Source organism: Pseudorhodoferax aquiterrae (assembly GCF_014652235.1).
Lineage (GTDB): Bacteria > Pseudomonadota > Gammaproteobacteria > Burkholderiales > Burkholderiaceae_C > Pseudorhodoferax > Pseudorhodoferax aquiterrae.
This window is the reverse complement of record NZ_BMYK01000012.1, coordinates 38,171-58,603: the sequence shown is the minus strand read 5'-3', so window position 1 is coordinate 58,603 and position 20,433 is coordinate 38,171. Positions and strand designations below refer to the sequence as shown.

The following is a 20,433-nucleotide window of genomic DNA, read 5'->3' as shown; positions in this document are numbered from 1 at the left end:
CCGCGCCGCCGCGGCGTCGGCGCCGGCGCGCCGGGTCCAGGCCATCGCCCAGGACGAGGTGCCGCCGCCGCGCCAGGCACCGGCGGCGCGTGCTGCCGAGGCCGCGCCGCCGCCGGTGGTCGCCCGGCCACCGGCGCGCGCCAGCGACGAGCAGGTCCAGCGCCAGTACGAACGTGCCCGCGCCATCGCACTGGGCCTGCCGATTCCGGTGCATGCCCGCCTGCCGCGCGACGGCGCGTCGGCCGAAGAACGCAAGCCTGCGGGCCCGCCCCCGCCCTGGGCCTACAGCGGCCCGGGCGGTCCGCAGGCCTGGGCCCGCCTGCGGCCCGAGTACCAGCTCTGCGGCAGCGGCCAGCGCCAGTCGCCCATCCACATCGAGGCCTCGGCCGCGCTGCAGGGGCCGAACGAGGCGCTGGGTTTCGACTACCGACCCAGCACCGGCACCGTGGTGCACGACGGGCGCACCATCCGCGTCGAGGTGCAGGGCGAGAACCTGCTGCAGGTGCGCGGCAGCAGCTGGCGGCTGGAGTCCTTCGACTTCCAGCACCCCGCCGAGGAAGTGGTCGACCACAAGGGCTTCGCCATGGGCGTGCACCTGGTGCACCGCAACGCGCAGGGCCAGACCGCCATCGTGGCCGTGCTGCTGCAGCCCGGCGCGGAGAACCCCTTCATCGAACGGGTCTGGACCTACATCCCGCTGGACGCCGGCGACATGGTGCGCATGCCGCTTGCCTGGATCGACCTGTCCACGCTGCTGCCCGCGGACCAGCGCTACTACCAGTTCTTCGGCTCGCTGACCCAGCCGCCCTGCACCGAGGGCGTGCTCTGGATGGTGCTCAAGCAGCCCGTGACGCTGAGCGCCGCGCAGCTGCGCCTGTTCGCGCAGCTGTTCCCGGCCAATGCACGGCCCGTGCAGGCGCTCAACGGGCGCATCGTGCGCGACGCGCAGTAGTCGCACGCCGGCGGCGGCCAGGGCCAGCCGGCTTTGGCTTAGAGTACGGTCCCCTCGCCGAGCCGCACCCCGCCATTGCCATGCCCACCCGACGCGACACCTTGCACCACGGCCTGGCCGTGGCCGGCCTGCTGGCCAGCGCTGGCCTGCTGCCGCGCGCGGCCCTGGCTTTCAACAAGGCCGCCTTCGAGGCCAAGAGCGTCGCGGAGGCGGCCAAGGCCTTCGGCGGCAGCGTGCCGGTGGAGAGCCGGGACGTCACGCTCGCCACGCCCGAGATCGCCGAGAACGGCGCCGTCGTGCAGATGACGCTGGGCACCACGCTGCCGGACGCGCGCCAGCTGCTGTTGCTGGTGGAGCGCAACCCCCATGCGCTGGTGGCCATGTTCGAACTGAACGAGGCGCTGGAGCCGAACTTCTCCATCAACGCCAAGATGAGCCAGAGCTCGGACGTCTACGCCGTGGCCATCACGCGCGACGGCAAGGCCTTCTTCGCCCGCCGCGACGTGCGCGTCACCCTGGGCGGTTGCGGCGCCTGAGTCCGCCGCATCCACCGACCAGATTCCGAGGACCAGCAGCCATGGCCGAACCGAGCCGCATCCGGACCCAGACCAGCGGCGCCAACACCGTCGTGCGCGTGCTGATGGCGCACGAGATGGAAAGCGGCCAGCGCAAGGACGCGGCCGGCAAGCTGCTGCCGGCCTGGCACATCACCGAGGTGACGGCCCTGCTCAACGGCAAGCCCGTGCTGCGTGCCCAGTGGGGGCCGGGCGTGTCCAGGAACCCCTTGCTGCGCTTCACGCTCAAGGGCGCCAGGTCCGGCGACAAGCTCAGCGTGAGCTGGACCGACAACCGCGGCGCCACCCGCACGGACGAAGCCACCGTCGCCTGACGCCGGTCCTGTCAGATGCGGCCCGCGCCGGGCGCTGGCGCGGCCTGGGGGCCGCCCGCCAGGGACGAGAGCCAGGCCATGCCCCCGGTCCGCGCCAGCCCGCCGCGACGAGACCTGCCCTACGCCTTGCTCAAGGCCTTCAGCGCGAGCTTGATGCCCTCGCTGACGCCCACGTCCTTGGGCAGCGCCTTCAGCGCAGCGGCGGCTTCCTTGTCGCTGTAGCCCAGCGCCAGCAGCGCCTGCAGGATGTCGGCCTGGTGGTCGGTGGTGGCCACGGCGTGCGCGCCGATGTCGGCGCCCAGCTTGCCCTTGAGCTCCAGCAGCAGCCGCTCGGCGATCTTCTTGCCGATGCCGGGCACCTTGACGAGCCGGCCGCTCTCCTGCAGCGTGACGGCCTGCGCCAGGTCGGCCACGCCCAGGCCGGACAGCACGCCCAGCGCCGTGCGCGGGCCCACGCCGGTGATCTTGATGAGCTGGCGGAAGGTGTTGCGCTCGGCCGCGGTGCCGAAGCCGAACAGCAGCTGCGCGTCCTCGCGCACGATGAAGTGCGTGAGCAGCGTCACGCGCTCGCCCAGCGCGGGCAGGTTGTAGAAGGTGCTCATGGGCACGTCGACCTCGTAGCCCACGCCCTGGCAGTCCACCAGCACCTGGGGCGGGTTCTTCTCGGCCAAAAGGCCTTGCAATCGTCCGATCATGGAGGCGGATGGTACGCGGCGACAATCGCGCCCCATGATCGTCCGCCACAACTTCACGCCCCCCAACAACACCCGGCTGGACCATGTGTGCGGCCCCATGGACGCGCACCTGCGCCAGATCGAGGCCGCGCTGCAGGTCAAGATCGCGCACCGCCATGAGCAGTTCAAGATCGACGGCCCCAAAGCCCAGGCCCAGCGCGCGCTGGAGGTGCTGCAGGCCATGTACGAGATCGCCGCCCGCCCGATCGCCACCGACACCGTGCAGCTGATGCTGGCCGGCGACGGCGACGGCGATGTGTCGGGTGGACCCGAAGGCCCGTCGCTGCTGACGCGCCGCGGCGACCTGAAGGCCCGCACGGCCAACCAGGCCACCTACCTGGACAACATCGCCCGCCACGACATCACCTTCGGCATCGGCCCGGCCGGCACCGGCAAGACCTACCTGGCCGTGGCCTGCGCGGTCGACGCGCTGGAGCGCTCGGCCGTGCAGCGCATCGTGCTGACGCGTCCGGCCGTGGAGGCCGGCGAGCGCCTGGGCTTTCTGCCGGGCGACCTGGCACAGAAGATCGACCCCTACCTGCGCCCGCTCTACGACGCGCTGTACGACCTGATGGGTGCCGAGCGCGTGGCCAAGTGCTTCGAGCGCAACGCGCTGGAGATCGCACCGCTGGCCTTCATGCGCGGGCGCACGCTCAACAACGCCTTCGTGATCCTGGACGAAGCGCAGAACACCACGCCCGAACAGATGAAGATGTTCCTGACGCGCATCGGCTTCGGCGCCAAAGCGGTGGTCACCGGCGACGTGAGCCAGATCGACCTGCCCAAGCAGCAGTTGTCGGGCCTCATCGATGCGGAGCGCGTGCTCAAGCGCGTCAAGGGCATCGCGATCTCGCGGCTGACCAGCGCCGACGTGGTGCGCCATCCGCTGGTGGCGCGCATCGTCGACGCCTACGACGCGCGCGGTCGCGGCGGCGAGGTGGACGACACCGGGCGCGACGCGGCCGAGCAGGTGGTGCGCGCGCGCCGGGGTGCGCGATGAGCGGGTTGAACGGGCTGCAGCTGTCGCTGCAGTTCGCCGCCTTCGACGGTGTGGCCGAACACCGGGCCGCGCTGCCGCGCCACAAGGTCGCGCGCTGGATCCGCCACGCGCTGGAGCGCGACGCCGAGATCACCGTGCGCATCGTCGGTGCCGAGGAAGGCCAGGCGCTGAACCGCGACTACCGCCAGCGCGACTACGCCACCAACGTGCTGACCTTCGACTACACGCAGGAGCCCGTGGTCACGGCCGACCTCGTCCTCTGCGCGCCCGTCGTCGCCAGGGAGGCGCGCGAGAACGGCAAGACGCTGCAGGCGCACTACGCGCACCTGCTCGTGCACGGCACGCTGCACGCCCAGGGCTGGGACCACGAGACCGGCGAAGCCGACGCCGAGGCCATGGAAGCGCGCGAGCGCGAGATCATGGCGCGCCTGGGTTTCGACGATCCCTACGCTTGAGCTCTAACGGCGCGGCGCGTGCCGCAAGCCGCGACGTTCAGCCGGCCGGTCGGCGGGTGTAGGCAGCGATCGCCGCGCTAGCCTGCTCCATCGCCAGTGCCAGAGCGTCCAGCGCGGCCCCGCCTGGCCGGTTCTCGCCCAGGGCGCGCTCGTAGGCGGCAGTCTTGGCGGCCACCTGGTCCAGCCCCAGCTGCGCCGCCACGCCGCGCAACCGGTGCGCCAGTTCGGCCGCTTCGGCCGGGCCGGCGCGGCGCAGCTGCAGCACGGCGTCGCCATGCAGGTGCATGAAGCGGCCCAGCGCCTGGGCCAAAGCGGCGGCGTCGCCGCAGACGGCCAGCCCGCGCTGCACGTCGATGGCCGGGCCCTGTTCGGTCGGCGCCGGCGCCGGCAGCGGCGCTGTCGCCTCGCCGCGGCGGCGCACCTGCAGCAGCGTCTGCACCAGCTGGTCGACCAGGAAGGGCTTGGCGACAAAGGCGTCCAGCCCGCTGGCCAGCGCCTTGTCGCGTTGCGAGGCGAAGGCCCCGGCCGTGAGTGCCACCACGGGCAGCCGGCGCAGTGCCGGCGTGGCGCGGATGCGCCGCGTCGCCTCGTAGCCGTCCATGCCCGGCATCTGGATGTCCATGAGCACGACGTCGAAGGCGGTGGGCTGCTCGGCCAGCAGTGCGAGCGCGCTGCCGCCGTCGTCGGCCAGCGTCACCGTGGCGCCTTCACCGCCCAGGATGCGGGCCGCCACCTCGCGGTTGATCTCGCTGTCGTCCACGACCAGCAGTGCCATGCCCTGCAGCCGGCGCGCTGCGGGGCCGGTGGGCAGGCTGGAAGAGTCGCGGGGGAGCGGCGGGCAGCGCTCGGCCACGGTGGTGCCGAAATCGAGCGTGAAGCTGAAGGTGCTGCCGACGCCGCGCACGCTGGCGACGGTGAGGTTCCCGCCCATCAGGCCCACGAGGTGGCTGCTGATGGTCAGGCCCAGGCCGGTGCCGCCGAAGCGCCGGGAGGTCGAACTGTCGGCCTGGCTGAAGGCCTCGAAGATGTGCGCCTGCTGCTCGGGCCCGATGCCGATGCCGGTGTCGCGCACCCACAGGCGCAGCCGCACCCGGCCTGGCGTGCTGCCGTCGTCCTCGCGCGCCACGCCCAGCCTGACTTCGCCGCGCTCGGTGAACTTGATGGCGTTGCTGAGCAGGTTCATGAGCACCTGCCCCAGGCGCAGGCTGTCGCCGACCAGGTAGCGCGCACCGGGCGGGGGCGGCTGCACGACCAGCGCCACGGGCTTGTCGCCGCGGGCCGCGGCCATGACCGAGGCCAGGTTGTCCAGCACCGCGCCCAGGTCGAAGGGCTGCTGCTCGATCTCCAGCCGATGCGCCTCGATTTTGGACAGGTCCAGGATGTCGTTGATGATGGCCAGCAGGCCGCGGCCGGCGTCCTGGATGCGTTGCAGCATGCCGTGGGCATCGGGCGGCAACTGCTGGCCGGCCAGCAGGTAGCACAGGCCCAGGATCGCGTTCAGGGGCGTGCGGATCTCGTGGCTCATGTTGGCCAGGAATTCGGACTTGGTCCGCGTGGCCTGCCGCGCCTCCTCCAGTGCCAGATGCAGTTCCTGGGTTCGCTGCGCCACCAGATCCTCCAGCGAGGTGTTGAGCTCCAGGATGCGCTCCTGCGCCGTGATCTGTGCAGTGATGTCGCGGTTGATGCCGACCAGGCGCTGCACGCGGCCGTCGGGGCCGTGCTCGACGATGGCGGCGGCCTGGATGTGCCGGGTTTCGCCTGCGCGCGTGATGCGAAAGCTGGCCTCGTAGCTGCCGCCCTCGCGCCTCAGGCGCTCCAGCCCGGGCTGCAGCGCGAGCAGGTCCTCCCGGTGCACGCGCGACTGCCAGAACGCGACCCAGCCGCCCGCCGAGCGCTGTGCGGGCGGCACGCCGTAGATCTCGAACATGCGCTCGTCCCACTCCATCTCCTCGTCGTCGAGCCGCCAGACCCAGATGCCCACGTCGGCGGCGGCCACCGCCAGGCGCAGCCGGTCCAGCGTGGCCTGCAGCTGCTCCTCGAGCCGGCGCCGTTGCGAGATGTCGGTGATGGAGGCCAGGGTCGCCGGCCCCTCGCGGGTGCGCACCGGGTTCAGGCCGATCTCGACCGGGATGTCGCGCCCGTCGCGGTGGCGTGCGTAGAGCGCGCGGCCATGGCCCATGGCGCGCGGCTGCGGCGCGCGCAGGTAGCCGGCCACGTTGTCGGCGTGGTTGGTGCGGTGGCGCTCCGGGATCAGCGCATCCAGCGACAGGCCGCGCAGCGTGGCCGCGTCGTGGCCGAACAGCTCCTCGGCCTTGCGGCTGGCCAGCACGATGCGCTGCTGCGCATCGACCATCAGCATCGCCGTCGGTGCGGCTTCCACGGCCAGCTGGAACCGCTCGTCGGCGTGCAGTTGCTCGGTGATGTCGCGCACCGTGACGGCCAGGCCCAGGCTCTGGCCGCTGCGGGCGACCACGGGCGCGCTGCGGATGTCCAGGTCGATCAGGCGGCCGTCGCGCTGCAGCTGGGCCGTGAACTCCGTGCGCGCGGTGGCGGGCAGCGGGCCGGCGCCGTCCGTGCCGCGGAGCAGGTCCTGCAGCCGCTGCCCCAGCACCTGCGCCGTGCTGCGGCCGAAGATGCTCTCGGCTGCGCGGTTCCAGCGCGTGATGCGGCCCTGCGGATCCAGGCCGACGATGCCGTCGCCGGCGTTCTCGGCGATGGCGGCCATGTGGGCGTCCTCCACCATGGCCTGGCGGCGGTGCTGGCGGTCGCGCAGGAAGAAGTAGAGCAGGGTGGCCAGCAGCACGCTGGCGCCCAGCACCAGCTGCGCCGTGCGCTGCGGCGGCGGCAGGTGCAGGCGTGCAGAAAACACCGGCGTGGCCTTGAACTCGGCGATCCACTGGCGGCCGTACACGGGGAGGTCCACGCGGCGCACCAGGCCGGCGTGCGCCGCATCGTCGGCATGGGCCTGGGCGAAAAAGCGCTGCGGCGGCCCGGTGCCGTCGGTGTCGTACAGCGCGAGCGAGAGTTCGTCGTGGATCAGCGTCTGGCCGGCCAGCACCTCGTGGATCACGAGCGGCGCGTAGGCCAGGCCGTCGGCTGCCTGCACCGAGGGCTGCGGCGGGGCCGCACCGTCCTGGGTGGCGTAGATGGGCAGCAGGAAGAGGAAGCCCTGCGATGGCTGCCCGCTGGCCTGGACCAGCGTGATCGGGCGCGTCAGCGTCGGCTTGCCGCTGCGCAGGGCCTGCAGCGCGGCCTCGCGCCGGTGCGTCTCCGAGGCGATGTCCAGGCCGACGGCTTCGCGGTTCTGGGCCTCGGGCTCGATGTACTGGATGACGAGCAGGTCATCGCCGTGGGCGCCCTGTTGCTGGACCCTGAAACCGGGCCGTTCCGCGCGCGCACGCGCCAGGAAATCCTGCAACTGCGCCTGCGGCACGCGGCGCACGAAGCCGAAGCCGCGCGCCCCGGGGAACTCGCGCTCGAGCTCGCGCGATTCGGCGTAGCGGCGAAAGCGCGCGCGCGTGATCTGCTCGCTGCCGGCCGAGATGACCGCGCCGCGCGTGCCGCGCAGGCCGTACTCGTAGACGTTCAGGCGTTGGCGCAGCTCGTTCGTCGCGCGCTCGACCAGTGCGTCGAAGCGCTGCTCGCGCAGGGTCTGTTGCACGGCGGTGGTGCGTTGCGCCTCGGCAAGGGCCAGCGCGCAGCCCATCGCCAGCGCGACGAGGGACCAGACCCACGGGGCGGATGGGCTGCGCATGGTTCGCTCTTGCGGTTCCCTTCGCTCGAAAGTTGCACCAATGTTTTCGGGCAAATGTAGAGATCGCCGCGCCAATGCACAACGCGGGTTTGCACATCCCGTTCCGCAGCGTGCCGACGGCTTTCCACCAAAGTGCGGATGCGGGCGCTACCCCAGCCGCACCTCGAAGCGCGCCTGGGCAGCCGCCTGCGGCAGGTCCTGCACGGCGAACTGGCGCGCCGCATGGTTGGCCAGCCGCCACTGCACGAGCAGGGTCTGGGCTTCGGTGCCGGGTTCGTCCTCGAGCGCGGCCACGCGCGCGATCGCGCGCAGCGCGTGGGCCACGTCGTCCGGGGTGCCCAGGCGGCGCTCCAGTTCGCGGCAGTAGCGCAGTTCGGCCTGCATGCGGATGGGCTCTGGCAAGGCCGGTTCGACCAGGGCGACCAGGTAGGCGGTGTCGAGTAGGGTGTCCATCGAAAGCTCCTTGAATGGCTGTTCAAGCATACAGCTTTTCGACGAAATACTGAAAATATATCCAGCTTCAATGGTGCAGCCTGGGAACCAATCGACAGGCTGGAATGGACGGCCGTGCGCCGCCGGCGGGTCGGCGCGGCGGCAGGGCGGTCTCTACTTCGGCACGGCGCGCCGCTCGGCCGGCGGCAGGTACTGCGTGGTGAACACCTCGGCCGCGTCGGGCGCCGCGATGTTCAGCGCCGATGCCACTTCCTGCATCGATTTGCCCAGCCGCACCGGGTCGACGCCGCCGAGGCCGTTGGCGCGGGTCCAGGGGGTCACGATGGACCAGTCCAGCGACAGCTGCAGGCGCTCCTGCTCGACCTCGCGGTTGATGAGCTTGTCGCGCTGGTACAGGGCCTCGATGGCGCTGGCCGGCTGGCGGATGCTGGTCACGATGCCCTCGGCCACGCACTGGGCCAGCGCCGTCAGCGCCGGGCCATGGCTGGCGGCGAATGCGCGCTTGGTCACCAGCGCGCTGCCGTAGAGCGTGGAGCCGAACTGCGGGAAGCGCATCACGACCAGCTCGTCCTTGGGCACGCCGACCGCGCGCGCACCCATGTAGCCCGTGAAGGCCGCGCCGCTGATGGCATCGGCCTGCTTGCGCGCGAGCATGGTCTCGCGCAGCTCGGGCGCCACGTTCATCCATTTCACGGCGCCGGCGTCGAAGCCGTTGGCCTGGGCCAGCGCCGGGAACAGCCGGCGCGAGGCATCGCCGGGCGGCGCCGCGATGGTCTTGCCGACCAGGTCGGCCGGCTTGGCGACGCCGGTGTCCTTGCGCGTGATGATGGACAGCGCGGCGCCGTCGTAGACCATGAAGAAGGCGATCAGCCGGTCCTCGGGCCGGGTCTGCTTGGCGTTGTACTCGACCATCGCGTTGATGTCGGCGAAGCCGACGTCGTAGGTGCCGGCGCCGACCTTGACCACGGTGTCGCCCGAGCCGAAGCCGCGGTCGGTGGTCACGTCCAGCCCGGCCTTCTGGTAGCAGCCGTTGTGGTGCGGCACCAGGAACGGCGCCTGCGGGCCCTGGAAGACCCAGTCGAGCGCGAAGCGCAGCTTGGTCGGCTGCTGCGCGCCGGCGGCGCCGGCCAGGGTGGCCAGCGTCAGCAGAGCGGCAGTGCGCAGGCGGGAGAGCGAAGACAGCTTCATGGCGTGGGTCCTTCAGCGGGGGAGGGGGTGGAACAGGGCAGGATCCGGCGCGTACCAGCCGCGGCCGATCAGTCCGGCCGCGCCGGACGCGTCGAGCACGGCCAGGTTGACCAGCGGTGGCAGGCCGCTCGCGGCGACGCTGTGGGGCGCGACCAGGCCCGTGGCGGCGTCGCTGACGGCCGCGCGGCGCTGCGCGAGGTCGGACGGCAGCGAGCCGCGCCATTCCTCGCACAGGGCCGGCGCGGCCAGCAGGGCCTGGCCGCCCAGGCCGCAGAAGTCGAGCACGGCGCTGTCGCCGATCGCGCCCAGCGCCGCAGCACCCGCGTGCGCGGGAAACCGCGTTCCGGTGGGAGGCGTCGCACCGATGGCGCGCCAGTGCGTTTCGCCGTGCAGGCGCAGGCCGAAACGCAGGCCGTTGCCGCCGGCGGCCGCGATGTGCGCGCCGGGCTGGCGCATGCGCCAGGCCGCGGCCGCCATCAGGATGGTCAGCACGAAGCCCGGGCTGCCGGCCAGCAGTGCGCGATCGGCGTCCGCCAGCCCGTCGAGCCGCTCCAGCAGGGCCGCGTTGGCCGCGCCCGTGCGGCCATGGCATTCGTCGCCTTCGGCCAGCGCCTGGGCGATCACGGGAGCCAGGGGCAGCGGCTGTGCCTGCAGCAGCGGCGCCAGGCGCTGCAGGCCCAGCTCGGTGACGGCCTGCAGGCGCGGCAGCGCGGCCGGGTCGCTGGTGCCGAAGCGCAGCGCGGGCGGCGGCCCTTCGACCAATGGCGCCCAGGCTTGGGTGCTGCCATCGCCGACCTCGGCCAAGGGCATCGCGGCCGAGACCACCTGGGCCAGCGGCGTGGCCACGCCATGGTCCTGCGCGGGCACGAGGCGCACCGCGCCTGTCGCCAGCAGCGCCTGGGCCGCGGCCGCGTCGTCGGCGAGGCCTTCGAACAGCAGGGCCTGCACGGCCGCCTGGCGCACGGGTGCGGGCGGCGCGCCCTCGAAGGGCGGGCCGGCGTGCAGCAGCACGTCGCGGCCCAGATGCGGCAGTGCCACGTGGCGGCGCACCACGTTGCGCCAGGCGGCGCCCGCGAACGGGGCGGCCCAGGCGGAGAAGTCGGTGGGCGTGGTCATCAGAACGCGGCGACGGCGCCGTCGGAGCGGGGGTCGAAGCCGCCGGTGCAGGTGCCCGCGGCGTCGCGCAGGATGCAGCCGGCATGGCCGAAGGTTTCGTCGAAGGCGCCCAGCACCTCCACGGCGTGCCCACGGGCGCGCAGTTCCTGCACGGTGGCTTCGGGGAAGCGGTTCTCGAGCTTGAGCGTGTCGCTGCTCTGGCCCCAGGTGCGGCCCAGCAGCCAGCGCGGCGCGGCGATGGCGGCCTGCGGGTCCAGCCCGTGCACCACGCAGCGCGTGAACACGGCCGACTGGCTCTGCGGCTGGCCGTCGCCGCCCATGTTGCCGTAGACCATGGTGCGGCCGTCGTCCAGCAGCGCCAGCGCCGGGTTCAGCGTGTGGAAGGGCTTCTTGCGCGGCGCGAGGGTGTTGATGTGGCCGGGGTCCAGCGAGAACGAGGCGCCGCGGTTCTGCCAGTTCACGCCGCTCTCGGCCAGCACCAGGCCCGAGCCGAACTCATGGTAGATGCTCTGGATCATCGAGACCGCACGGCCCTGGCCATCGACCACGCCCATCCAGACCGTGTCGGCCGGTCCTTTGCCTTGGCCCCAGGCGGCCGCGCGGCCCATGTCGATGCGTGCGGCCATGGCGTCGAGCGCGGCCGGCTGCAGGAAGCTGGCCGGGTCCACCGCCATGCAGCCGGGGTCGGTGATGTGGCCGTCGCGCACGGAGAAGGCCTGCTTGACCGATTCGGCCGCCGCGTGCACGTAGTCGGCGCCGAGGTGGTCGAAGCGCTCCACGCCCAGACGGTCCATCAAGCCGAGGATGATCAGCGAGACCAGGCCCTGCGTGGGCGGCGGCATGTTGTAGACGGTGCCGGCGCGGTGCGCCAGCCGCAGCGGCTCCACCAGCCGTGCGCGGTGCTGTGCCAGGTCGTCCAGCGCCAGCGGGCTGCCCACGGCCCGCAGGTCGCGTGCCAGGCTGCGGGCCAGATCGCCGCGGTAGAAGTCGTCCAGCCCGGCGCGGGCCAGCTGCTCGAAGGTGGCGGCCAGCCGCGGCTGCCGGAACAGGCCGCCCGCGGCCGGCGCCTGGCCGCCGGGCAGGAAGGTCTCGGCGAAACCGGCAATGTCCTGCAGCTCCGCCTGCTTGGCGGCGCTGTTGCGGTGCTGGCTCACGGTCACGGGCACGCCGTGGCGCGCGCCGTCGATGGCGTCGGCCAGCAGGCGGGACAGCGGCAGGCGCCCGCCCAGCCGCGTGCGGCTCAGCGCCAGCGCCTGGTCCCAGCCCGCCAGCGTGCCGGCCACGGTGATGGCGGCCGAGCCGCCGCGGAACGGGATGGCGCTGCGCCCGGCGTAGTCCTCGGGCCGCACGGCCGCGGCGCTGGCGCCGCAGGCGTCGATGCCCACCACCTCGGTCCCGCCAGCGCCCGGCAGGCCGACCAGCCAGAAGCTGTCGCCGCCGATGCCGTTCATGTGCGGGTAGGCGACGGCGATGGTGGCGGCCGCGGCCACCATGGCCTCGATGGCATTGCCGCCTTCGCGCAGGACTGCGAGAGCCGACTGCGAGGCCAGCGCGTGGGGGGCGACCGCCATGCCGCGGCGGCCGCGTACGGGCTGCGTCATGCTTCCTGCGCCACCGGCAGGATGGAGGCGTCGGCCTCGAAGCGCCGGCCCGCGCGCAGGCAGAAGGCCGGCGTCAGCAGCCGCTCGGCGATGACCTGCGTGCCCTCGTTGTCGGCCATCCGCCAGCGGCCGCGCTCGTCGTTGAGCACGCTCACGTCGGCCACGCCGCCGACCTGGAGCGTGCCGAGTTCGCCCTCCAGGCCGGCCATGCGGGCCGCGTTGCGCGTGACCATGTCCACCACGTGCGTGAGCGGCAGGCCCAGCGCCAGCATGCTGGTCATGGCCGAGACCAGGCCGAAGCGCGTCTTGCCCTTGAACAGGTGGTCTTCCTCGTCCGGGTGGCTGTCGGGCGTGCCGGCCGGCTGCGGCACGGCGGTGTTGTAGCCGTGCATGTCGGCCCCCAGCGTGTCGGGCACGATGCCGGCGTCCAGCACGATGCGCGCCGTCTTGTAGCTGAAGTGCGAGCCGTGGCCCACGTCGATCTTGAGCCCGCGCGCCACGGCCTCGGGCACCAGCGGATGCAGCTTGCCGTCTTCCTCGACGAACCCGCCCGGGTGGCGGCTGAACGGATGGGCCAGGATGTCGCCGGGCTTGAGCATCTCCACCACCTGGTTGAAGATGGAATCGGGGTTCACGGGCAGGCCGCCGGCCTCGGGCTTGGGCCACAGCTGGCCGAAGTGGATGTAGACGGGCAGCGCGGCCTCGCGGCCGATGCGCGCGGCGATGCGCATGACCTGCACGCCCCAGCGCGCGAAGCCGCCGATCTCGGCATGGGCCTTCAGGCCGCGCACCAGATCGCGGTTCTGGCGCGCGGACTTCACGGTGGCGTCCACGTCCAGGCACTCGGGCCGGTACAGCTCGGGGTAGTAGTGGCCCTCCAGGCCGCCGACCAGGTAGGCCGACAGGAAGGCCAGCACGCGCGTGTGCGAGGGCTCGGCCACGTACTGACGAAAGCCCGGCAGCGTGATGCAGCTCGGGCCGCCCTGGTCGATGAGCGTGGTCACGCCCGAGCGCACGCCGCACAGGTCGGCGTTCATGCCGAAGCGGCCCGTGACGCCCTGGTAGACGTGGCCGTGGGTGTCGATCAGGCCGGGCAGCACCAGTTTGCCGCGGCAGTCCACCCGCTGGGCGTCGGCCGGCACGGCGGCACCCAGGTCGTTGCCGATGGCGGCGATGCGCCCGTCGGTGACGAGAACGTCGAATAGGCCGTCGCGGCCGGCGCCGGGGTCGATCACCCGGCCCCCTTGCAGAACCATGCTGGTCATTGTCTTGCCTGCTTCCTGTGCGGTAGTGAGAGCTGATAGGTGGTGTACCGCACAATTTGTGCCAGCCGGCAGGCGCCGTTCTGGTGCAGGCGCCAAGGCGGGGCGCGGCTAGACTTTGCGCATGACAGAAGAACACGATCCCCGGCCGGTCCGCGCCCAGCTGGACCACTACTGCGAGCGTTCCGCGCTGTTCGCCCGGCCCGGCTTCCTGATCCGCCGGCTGCACCAGATCCACACCTGGCTGTTCACCGAGGAAACCCAGCAATACAACGTCACGCCCGTGCAGTACAGCCTGCTGACGGTGCTGGCCGAGCATGGCGAGATGGACCAGAACACGCTGGCCTACGAGGTCGGCCTGGAGCGCACCAGCGTGGCCGAGGTGCTGCCGCGGCTGGAGGCGCGCGGCCTGGTCGAGCGCCGCCAGTCCGAGGCCGACCGGCGCGTGAAGCTGGTGCGCATCGCGCGCAAGGGGCGGGCGCTGGCCAAGCGCATGGACGGTGCGGCCCAGCGTGCCCACGACCGCACCATCGCCTACCTGCCGGAGGGCGAACGCGAGCGCTTCATGCTGCAGCTGATCCAGCTCGTGGAATCGCACAACGACACCAGCGTGGTGCCCTGGAAGCTGCGCTGACGGACAGCGACCGATGGTGTGCCCCGTTTTGGTTTGAAGGCGGCGGCGGCGCGCCACATCGGTGCACCCCAGGCCTCGCGCCGGCCCCATATATGTGGTGCACCACGTAGTTGAGCGCAGAAAAAATCTTTTTGTTTCAATGACCTGGATCAGAGACTGCTGCATGCCATTGCCTTAGTGGCATGGCAGTTGCTGTGTGCCGTGCAACTGACAGGAGCACGGTGAACATGGGTCTGGAACAAGCGGTGGCGATCGTCACGGGGGCGGCACAGGGCATCGGCTACGCCGTCGCGCAACGGTTCGGCGCGCGCGGCGCCAAGGTGGTGGTGGCCGACCGCAATGGCGCCGACGCCGCGGCCGAGCGGCTGCGCGGGCAGGGCGTCGACGCGCTGGGCGTGACGGTGGACGTCTCCAGCCCCGAGCAGGTCGAGGCCATGGCCGCCCAGGCCGAGGCGTTGTACGGGCGCATCGACGTGCTGGTCAACAACGCCGGAATCTATTCCTCGCTGACGCCCAAGCCCTTCGAGCAGCTCACGGTGGCCGAATGGAACCAGGTGCTGGGCGTCAACGTGGTGGGGGTGTTCCTCACCTGCAAGGCCGTGCTGCCGGCCTTCCAGCGCGCCGGCGGCGGGCGCATCGTCAACATCTCCTCGGGCGTGGCCTTCAAGGGCAACCCGGGCATGGCGCACTACGTGGCGAGCAAGGGCGCGGTGATCTCGCTCACGCGTGCGCTGGCGACCGAGCTGGGCGTGCACAAGGTGCTGGTCAACAGCGTGGCGCCGGGCTTCACGCTCAGCGACGGCGCACTGGCCAACCCGGTGCTGGTCGAGGGCGTCAAGGGCCCCTCGCTGCGCGGCCGCGTGCTGGCGCGCGACATGCTGCCGGACGACCTGGTCGGCGCCATCGAGTTCTTCGCCGACGCGCCGTCGGCCTTCATCACCGGCCAGACGCTGGTGGTGGACGGCGGCGCCTACTTCCACTGAGGCGGCCATGACGACCAGTGCCATCCCTGTCATCGACCTGGCCGCCGCGCTGCACGGCCGCGCCGACGAGCGCCTGCGCGCGGCCCGCGCCATGGAAGCGGCCTGCACCGACATCGGCTTCTTCACCATCCGAGGCCACGGCGTGCCGTTGCAGACCATCGATGCGCTGCGTGGCCACGCCAAGCACTTCTTCAACCTGCCGCTGGCCACCAAGCTGGACGCTGCGCCGCAGGACCCCAGGGTGCCGCGCGGCTACCGCGCCCTGGGCTTCGACGCGCTGTCGCGCGGCAACGCCGGCGACGCGCCCGGCGACCTCAAGGAGTACTACCACTTCGGCCGCGAGCACTGGCCCGACGAACCCTACTTCACGGGCGAGGAGGGCCGTGGCTATTTCATCCCGAACCGCTGGCCCGCCGCGCAGCCCGGCTTCGCCGAAGCCGCCGCGGCCTACTACGCGCAGATGGAGCGGCTCACGGGCGAAATGATGTCGCTGGTCGCACTGGCCCTGGGCATCCCCGAGGACTTCTTCGACGACAAGATCGACCGCCACATCACGGCGATGCGCATCAACTTCTACCCCGAGCAGAAGGTCGCGCCCGAGCCCGGCCAGCTGCGCGCCGGTGCCCACACCGACTACGGCCTGCTGACCATCCTGAACGGCGAGAACACCGCGGGCGGCCTGCAGGTCTGCACGCGCCAGGGCGAATGGCTGCCCGTGGAGACCGCGCCCGACACCTTCGTCGTCAACATCGGCGACCTGCTGATGCGCTGGACCAACGACCGCTGGGTCTCCAACGTGCACCGCGTCGTGAACCCGCCGGCCGAGGCCGGGCCGGCCGCGCAGCGCATCTCCATCGCCTTCTTCCACCACCCGAACTACGACGCGCTGGTCGAGTGCGTGGCGCCGCCCGGCGAAGCCAAGTACCCGCCCGTGCGCTCGGGCGACTACCGCACCGAGAAGTACCGCCAGACCCGCGTCTGAGCGCACAGCCCCCGAGACACCACGATGAACGCCCCCACCTCGCCCCATCTGCTGCAGCCCACCGGCCAGGGCATCGGCCAGCGCGTGCAGCGCAAGGAAGACCAGCGCCTGTTGCTGGGCCGCGGCCAGTACGTCGGCGACATCCGCATGCCCGACATGCTGGACGTGGCCTTCGTGCGCGCGCCGCTGGCCCATGCCCGCATCCACGGCATCGCCAAGCCGGCCGGCTGCGAGGCCATGGTCTACACCATGGCCGACCTGGCCGGCGTGCAGCCCATCCTGGCCGCCTCGGCGCTGCCGGGCTTCAAGCGCTCGGTGCAATGGCCGCTGGCGCAGGACAAGGTCCGGCACGTGGGCGAGCTGGTCGCGGCCTGCGTCGCGCCCACGCGGGCCCGCGCCGAGGACATCGCAGCAGGGGTCGAGGTGGACTACGCCGAACTGCCGGTGCTGGCCGACATGCACGCCGCGATGGCTGCCTCCACCCGGCTGCACGAGGACTGGGCCGACAACGTCTTCGCCGAGACCCATGTGGACCGCAAGCTCGCGCAGAGCGATGTTCCCGGCCACACCGTGCGCCGCCAGCTGCGCACCTCCCGCCAGTGCATGGCGCCGCTCGAAGGCCGGGCCGTGCTGTGCTGGTGGGACCACCGCCTGGACCAGCTCGTCATGTACTCGGCCGCCCAGCTGCCGCACATCAACCGCACGGGCCTGGCGGAATGCCTGGGCCTGGACCAGGGCCGGGTGCGCGTGATCTCGCCCGATGTCGGCGGCGGCTTCGGCTACAAGGGCATCCTGCTGCCCGAGGAGATCTGCTGCGCCTGGCTGGCGCGGCACCTGCGCCGCCCGGTGCGCTGGCTCGAAGACCGGCGCGAGCAGCTCAGCGCCAACGCCAACTGCCGCGAGCATGCCTACGACATCGCGGTCACGGTCGAGGCCGACGGCCGGCTGGTCGGCATCGAGTGCGACGCCGTGGTCGACTCGGGGGCCTATTCCTCCTACCCGTTCACGGCCTGCCTGGAGGCCGCGCAGGTCGGCTCCATCCTGCCCGGCCCCTACCAGATGGACTGGTTCCGCTGCCGCACGCGTTCGGCCGCCACCAACAAGCCGCCCATCCTGCCCTACCGCGGAGTGGCGCGCACGGGCGTGTGCTTCGCGCTGGAGCTCATGCTGGACGCTGCCGCGCGCGAGCTCGGCCTGGAGCCGCACGAGGTCCGGCGCAAGAGCCTGGTGCCGGCCAGCGCCATGCCGTTCACGAACATCACGAACAAGCTGTTCGACTCGGGCGACTACCTGCAGGCCATGGACCAGGCCATCGCCGCGCTGGGCTGGGACGCCTGGCGCGCCCGCCAGCGTGAGGCCCATGCCGCGCCGGGTGGCCGTCGCATCGGTCTGGGCCTGGCCGTGTTCTGCGAGCAGGGCGCCCACGGCACCTCGGTCTACCACGGCTGGGGCATCCCCATGGTGCCGGGCTACGAGCAGTGCGCAGCGCGCTTCACGCCCGATGGCGTGCTGGAGCTGCGGCTGGGCGCGCACTCGCACGGCCAGGGCATGGAGACCTCGATGGCCCAGGTCGCCCACAGCGTGCTGGGCATCGCTATCGCCCAGGTGCGCCTGGTGCACGGCGACACGGCGCAGTCGCCGTACTCCACGGGCACCTGGGGATCGCGCTGCGCCGTGATGTCGGGCGGCGCGGTCGGCACCGCCGCGAGGGCGCTGGCTGAACGCATGCGCGCCATGGCCGCCGTGCTGCTGGAGGTGCCGGCCGAAACGCTGCGCCTGCAGGGCGGCAGCTTCCACACGGCTGACGGTGCCAACGCGCTGACGCTGGCCGACATCGCGCGCACCTGGTACCGCGCGCCGCAGAAGATCCCGCCCGGGATCGACCCCGGCGGCCTGGAGATCGTGGTGGGCTACAAGACCCAGCCCGACACCGGCACCTTCAGCTACGCCTGCCATGCCTGCGCGGTCGAGGTGGACACCGCCACCGGCCAGGTGCGCCTGCTCGACTACGCGATCTGCGAGGACGGCGGCGTGCTGCTGAACCCGCTCATCGTCGAAGGCCAGTTGATCGGCGGCCTGGCCCAGGGCATCGGCACGGCCCTCTACGAAGAGATGCCGTTCGACGCCGAGGGCCAGCCGCTGGCCTCCACGCTGGCCGACTACCTCTTGCCTGGCGCCGGCGAGATGCCGCCGCTCAAGGTGCTGCACATGGAAACGCCCAGCCCGCACAGCCTGTTCGGCCAGAAGGGCATCGGCGAGGGCGGAGCCATCGCGCCGCCGGCCGCCATCGTCAACGCCGTCAACGACGCGCTGTTCGCGCTGGGCGCGGAGCTGACCGCCTGCCCCGCCAGTCCGGAGCGGGTGCTGGCCGCACTCGCCGCTGCGCAGGAGGCCCGCGCATGAAGTCCGCTGCCTACACGCTGGAGCGGCCGGCCGCGCTGGCCGCTTTGCATGCGCGTCTGGCCGACGGTGGCTGGGGCGTCAAGCCCATCGCCGGTGGCCAGTCGCTGGGCGCCATGCTGAACCTGCGCCTTGCCCAGCCCGAGACCTTGCTCGACCTCGATGCGATCGAAGAACTGCGCGCCGTGCACGAAACGCCAGACGCGGTGCGCTTCGGCGCCATGGTCACGCATGCGTGGATCGAGGACGGCCAGGTGCCCGACCCGACGCGCGGCCTCATGCCCAGCGTGGCCCGCGGCATCGCCTACCGCGCCGTGCGCAACCGCGGCACGCTGGGCGGCAGCCTGTGCCATGCCGACCCGGCGGCCGACTGGGTCAACGCCATGCCGCTGCTGGGCGCCACCTGCCTGCTCGCCGGCCCCGGCGGCGCACGCGAAGTGCCGGCCGCCGCATTCATGGCCTCGGCCTTCGAGACCTGCCTGGCCGAGGGCGAGCTGCTGACCGCCGTGCGCGTGCCGCGCCGCTCGGCTGCCACGCGCTGGGCCTGGCGCAAGTTCTGCCGCAAGACCGGCGAATTCGCCAACGCGCTGGCCGGCTGCCTGATCGACCCGGCCGATGGCACCGAGCGCGTGGTGCTCGGCGCGTTGGACGGCCCGCCGCGCGTGGTCGAAGAGGCCGGCCTGCTCGCCCGCCTGGCCGGTGACGCCGAGCGCGCGCGCTGGCTGGACGCACAAGAGCTGGGCCTGGACGCCACCCGCCAATCCATGCTGGCCGAGATGCTGCGGCTGGCCCTGCGCGACCTGGAGACGCCGTGATGAACACCCCCTTCCTGGACTTCCCGCCGGTCGCGACCGAGCGCTTCGCGCTCTGCGTCAACGGCCGCACCCACGCGCTCGAACTGGAGCCGCGCACCCACCTGGCCGACGCGCTGCGCGAGCACTGCGGCCTGACGGCCACGCACCTGGGCTGCGAGCACGGTGTCTGCGGCGCCTGCACGGTCGAGGTGGACGGCGCGCCGCAGCGCAGTTGCCTGCAATCGGCCGTGCGCTTCGTCGGCCGCCAGGTGCGCACGCTGGAGGCCTTCGACGACGACGCCGTGATGGCCCAGCTGCGTGCCGCCTTCTCGGCCGAACACGCACTGCAGTGCGGCTACTGCACGCCCGGCATGCTGATGACGGCGCGCGACATCGTGCTGCGCCTGCCGCAGGCCGACGAGGCGCGCATCCGCGAGGAACTGGCCGGCAACCTGTGCCGCTGCACGGGCTACCAGGGCATCGTGCAGGCCATCGCCCGCGTGCTGCGCGAGCGCGCCCACACCGCTTCCACGGAGGCCGCGCATGCAGCTTGAGCAATCCTTCACCCTGGCCGCCGAGCCCGCGCGCGTCTGGCAGGCCTTCCACGACGTGCGGCTCATGGTCGATTGCCTGCCCGGCGCATCGATCAAGCCCGGTGCCGAAGTCGTGGACGGCGCCGAGATCCCGCTGCTGTTCAAGGTCAAGCTCGGGCCGATTGCGGCCGGCTTCGCAGGCCAGGGCCAGCTCGCGCTGGACGAGGCCGCGCAGAGCGGCAGCTTCGCCGGCGCGGCCGTCGATGCCCGGAGCAACAGCCGCGTGAAAGGCCAGGCCAGCTTCGCGCTGTGGCCCGACCCGGTCGGCACGCGCGTGACGCTGGCAGTGGACTTCGCGATCACGGGATCGCTCGCGCAGTTCAGCCGCGAAGGCATCGTCCGCGCCCTGGCCGAGCAGCTGACCCGCCAGTTCGCCGACAACCTGCAGGCCCGGCTACCGCAGGCCGTGCAGGCGCCCGCGCCGCCGGTGGATGCCGCGCAGGACGCGGCCGCACAGGCCGCCGCCGCCTCGGTCGCCTGCGCACCCACCGTCTTCCCGGCGCCGGTGCCGCCGGCCGCGCCGCGCGCCTCAGCGCCTGCGCCGGCCGCCGCCATCGACCTGTGGAGCCTGCTCAAGCTCTGGTTCCGCGGCCTGTTCGCACGCCGCGGCTGATCCCCCGCACCGAATTCCCCACCGTCCCAA

At 72.3% G+C, this 20,433-nt stretch carries 19 protein-coding genes; 12 read left to right on the top strand and 7 right to left on the bottom strand.

Annotation, left to right across the window (positions count from 1 at the left end):
* From IE209_RS18505 to soxZ, 3 genes are all read left to right on the top strand, one after another.
* A partial coding sequence (locus IE209_RS18505) for a carbonic anhydrase (RefSeq protein ID WP_229882933.1) occupies window positions 1-952 on the top strand: 952 nt, incomplete at its 5' end.
* 80 nt (window positions 953-1,032) lie between these two features.
* A complete protein-coding gene (gene soxY / locus IE209_RS18500; RefSeq protein WP_189688415.1) occupies window positions 1,033-1,488 on the top strand; it encodes a thiosulfate oxidation carrier protein SoxY in 456 nt (151 codons plus the stop codon).
* 41 nt (window positions 1,489-1,529) lie between these two features.
* The gene (gene soxZ, locus IE209_RS18495; RefSeq protein ID WP_189688414.1) at window positions 1,530-1,841 is read left to right on the top strand and encodes a thiosulfate oxidation carrier complex protein SoxZ; all 312 of its coding nucleotides are present in this window, start codon (window positions 1,530-1,532) and stop codon (window positions 1,839-1,841) included.
* A 119-nt stretch (window positions 1,842-1,960) separates the two neighbouring features.
* On the opposite strand, the gene ruvA is transcribed toward soxZ, so the two are convergent.
* A complete protein-coding gene (ruvA, locus tag IE209_RS18490) occupies window positions 1,961-2,536 on the bottom strand; it encodes a Holliday junction branch migration protein RuvA (RefSeq protein WP_189688413.1) in 576 nt (191 codons plus the stop codon).
* Window positions 2,537-2,570: 34 nt separating this feature from the next.
* On the opposite strand from ruvA, the gene IE209_RS18485 reads away from it, so the two are divergent.
* Together IE209_RS18485 and ybeY are read left to right on the top strand one after the other, a co-directional pair.
* The gene (locus IE209_RS18485) at window positions 2,571-3,575 is read left to right on the top strand and encodes a PhoH family protein (protein ID WP_189688412.1); all 1,005 of its coding nucleotides are present in this window, start codon (window positions 2,571-2,573) and stop codon (window positions 3,573-3,575) included.
* Window positions 3,572-4,030: an rRNA maturation RNase YbeY gene (gene ybeY, locus IE209_RS18480; RefSeq protein WP_189688411.1), complete on the top strand. Its 459-nt coding sequence runs from the start codon at window positions 3,572-3,574 to the stop codon at window positions 4,028-4,030. Before IE209_RS18485 ends, ybeY begins: the two co-directional genes overlap by 4 nt.
* Window positions 4,031-4,067: 37 nt before the next feature.
* Here the strand turns inward: ybeY and IE209_RS18475 are convergent, their stop codons facing one another.
* From IE209_RS18475 to IE209_RS18450, 6 genes are all read right to left on the bottom strand, one after another.
* Entirely contained in the window at window positions 4,068-7,784 is a 3,717-nt protein-coding gene (locus IE209_RS18475; RefSeq protein ID WP_189688410.1) for a CHASE domain-containing protein, read from the bottom strand.
* 147 nt (window positions 7,785-7,931) lie between these two features.
* A complete protein-coding gene (locus IE209_RS18470) occupies window positions 7,932-8,237 on the bottom strand; it encodes a hypothetical protein (protein WP_189688409.1) in 306 nt (101 codons plus the stop codon).
* 153 nt (window positions 8,238-8,390) lie between these two features.
* Window positions 8,391-9,425: an ABC transporter substrate-binding protein gene (locus IE209_RS18465; RefSeq protein ID WP_189688408.1), complete on the bottom strand. Its 1,035-nt coding sequence runs from the start codon at window positions 9,423-9,425 to the stop codon at window positions 8,391-8,393.
* Window positions 9,426-9,437: 12 nt separating this feature from the next.
* Window positions 9,438-10,541, bottom strand: a complete 1,104-nt coding sequence (locus IE209_RS18460) for an oxamate carbamoyltransferase subunit AllG family protein (RefSeq protein WP_189688407.1) — start codon at window positions 10,539-10,541, stop codon at window positions 9,438-9,440.
* Entirely contained in the window at window positions 10,541-12,142 is a 1,602-nt protein-coding gene (locus IE209_RS18455) for a gamma-glutamyltransferase family protein (RefSeq protein WP_229882932.1), read from the bottom strand. Before IE209_RS18455 ends, IE209_RS18460 begins: the two co-directional genes overlap by 1 nt.
* Complete coding sequence (locus tag IE209_RS18450; RefSeq protein WP_189688406.1) at window positions 12,139-13,407, bottom strand: amidohydrolase/deacetylase family metallohydrolase; 1,269 nt, start codon at window positions 13,405-13,407, stop codon at window positions 12,139-12,141. Before IE209_RS18450 ends, IE209_RS18455 begins: the two co-directional genes overlap by 4 nt.
* A 121-nt stretch (window positions 13,408-13,528) precedes the next feature.
* Here IE209_RS18450 and IE209_RS18445 point away from each other — a divergent pair, with 121 nt between their 5' ends.
* The 7 genes from IE209_RS18445 (at window position 13,529) to IE209_RS18415 (ending at window position 20,403) form a co-directional block, all read left to right on the top strand.
* Complete coding sequence (locus IE209_RS18445) at window positions 13,529-14,038, top strand: MarR family winged helix-turn-helix transcriptional regulator (RefSeq protein WP_189688405.1); 510 nt, start codon at window positions 13,529-13,531, stop codon at window positions 14,036-14,038.
* Window positions 14,039-14,265: 227 nt separating this feature from the next.
* On the top strand, window positions 14,266-15,021 hold the full coding sequence (locus IE209_RS18440) for an SDR family NAD(P)-dependent oxidoreductase (protein ID WP_186329716.1): 756 nt from the start codon (window positions 14,266-14,268) through the stop codon (window positions 15,019-15,021).
* A gap of 7 nt (window positions 15,022-15,028) precedes the next feature.
* Window positions 15,029-16,003, top strand: coding sequence for an isopenicillin N synthase family dioxygenase (locus IE209_RS18435; protein WP_189688404.1), 975 nt, complete (start codon window positions 15,029-15,031; stop codon window positions 16,001-16,003).
* Between the two features lie 24 nt (window positions 16,004-16,027).
* Entirely contained in the window at window positions 16,028-18,406 is a 2,379-nt protein-coding gene (locus IE209_RS18430) for a xanthine dehydrogenase family protein molybdopterin-binding subunit (RefSeq protein WP_189688403.1), read from the top strand.
* Complete coding sequence (locus IE209_RS18425) at window positions 18,403-19,218, top strand: FAD binding domain-containing protein (protein WP_189688402.1); 816 nt, start codon at window positions 18,403-18,405, stop codon at window positions 19,216-19,218. The genes IE209_RS18430 and IE209_RS18425 overlap by 4 nt, the downstream gene beginning before the upstream one ends.
* Entirely contained in the window at window positions 19,218-19,751 is a 534-nt protein-coding gene (locus IE209_RS18420; protein ID WP_189688401.1) for a (2Fe-2S)-binding protein, read from the top strand. Before IE209_RS18425 ends, IE209_RS18420 begins: the two co-directional genes overlap by 1 nt.
* A complete protein-coding gene (locus IE209_RS18415) occupies window positions 19,741-20,403 on the top strand; it encodes an SRPBCC family protein (protein WP_189688400.1) in 663 nt (220 codons plus the stop codon). The genes IE209_RS18420 and IE209_RS18415 overlap by 11 nt, the downstream gene beginning before the upstream one ends.
* Window positions 20,404-20,433: the final 30 nt, after the last annotated feature.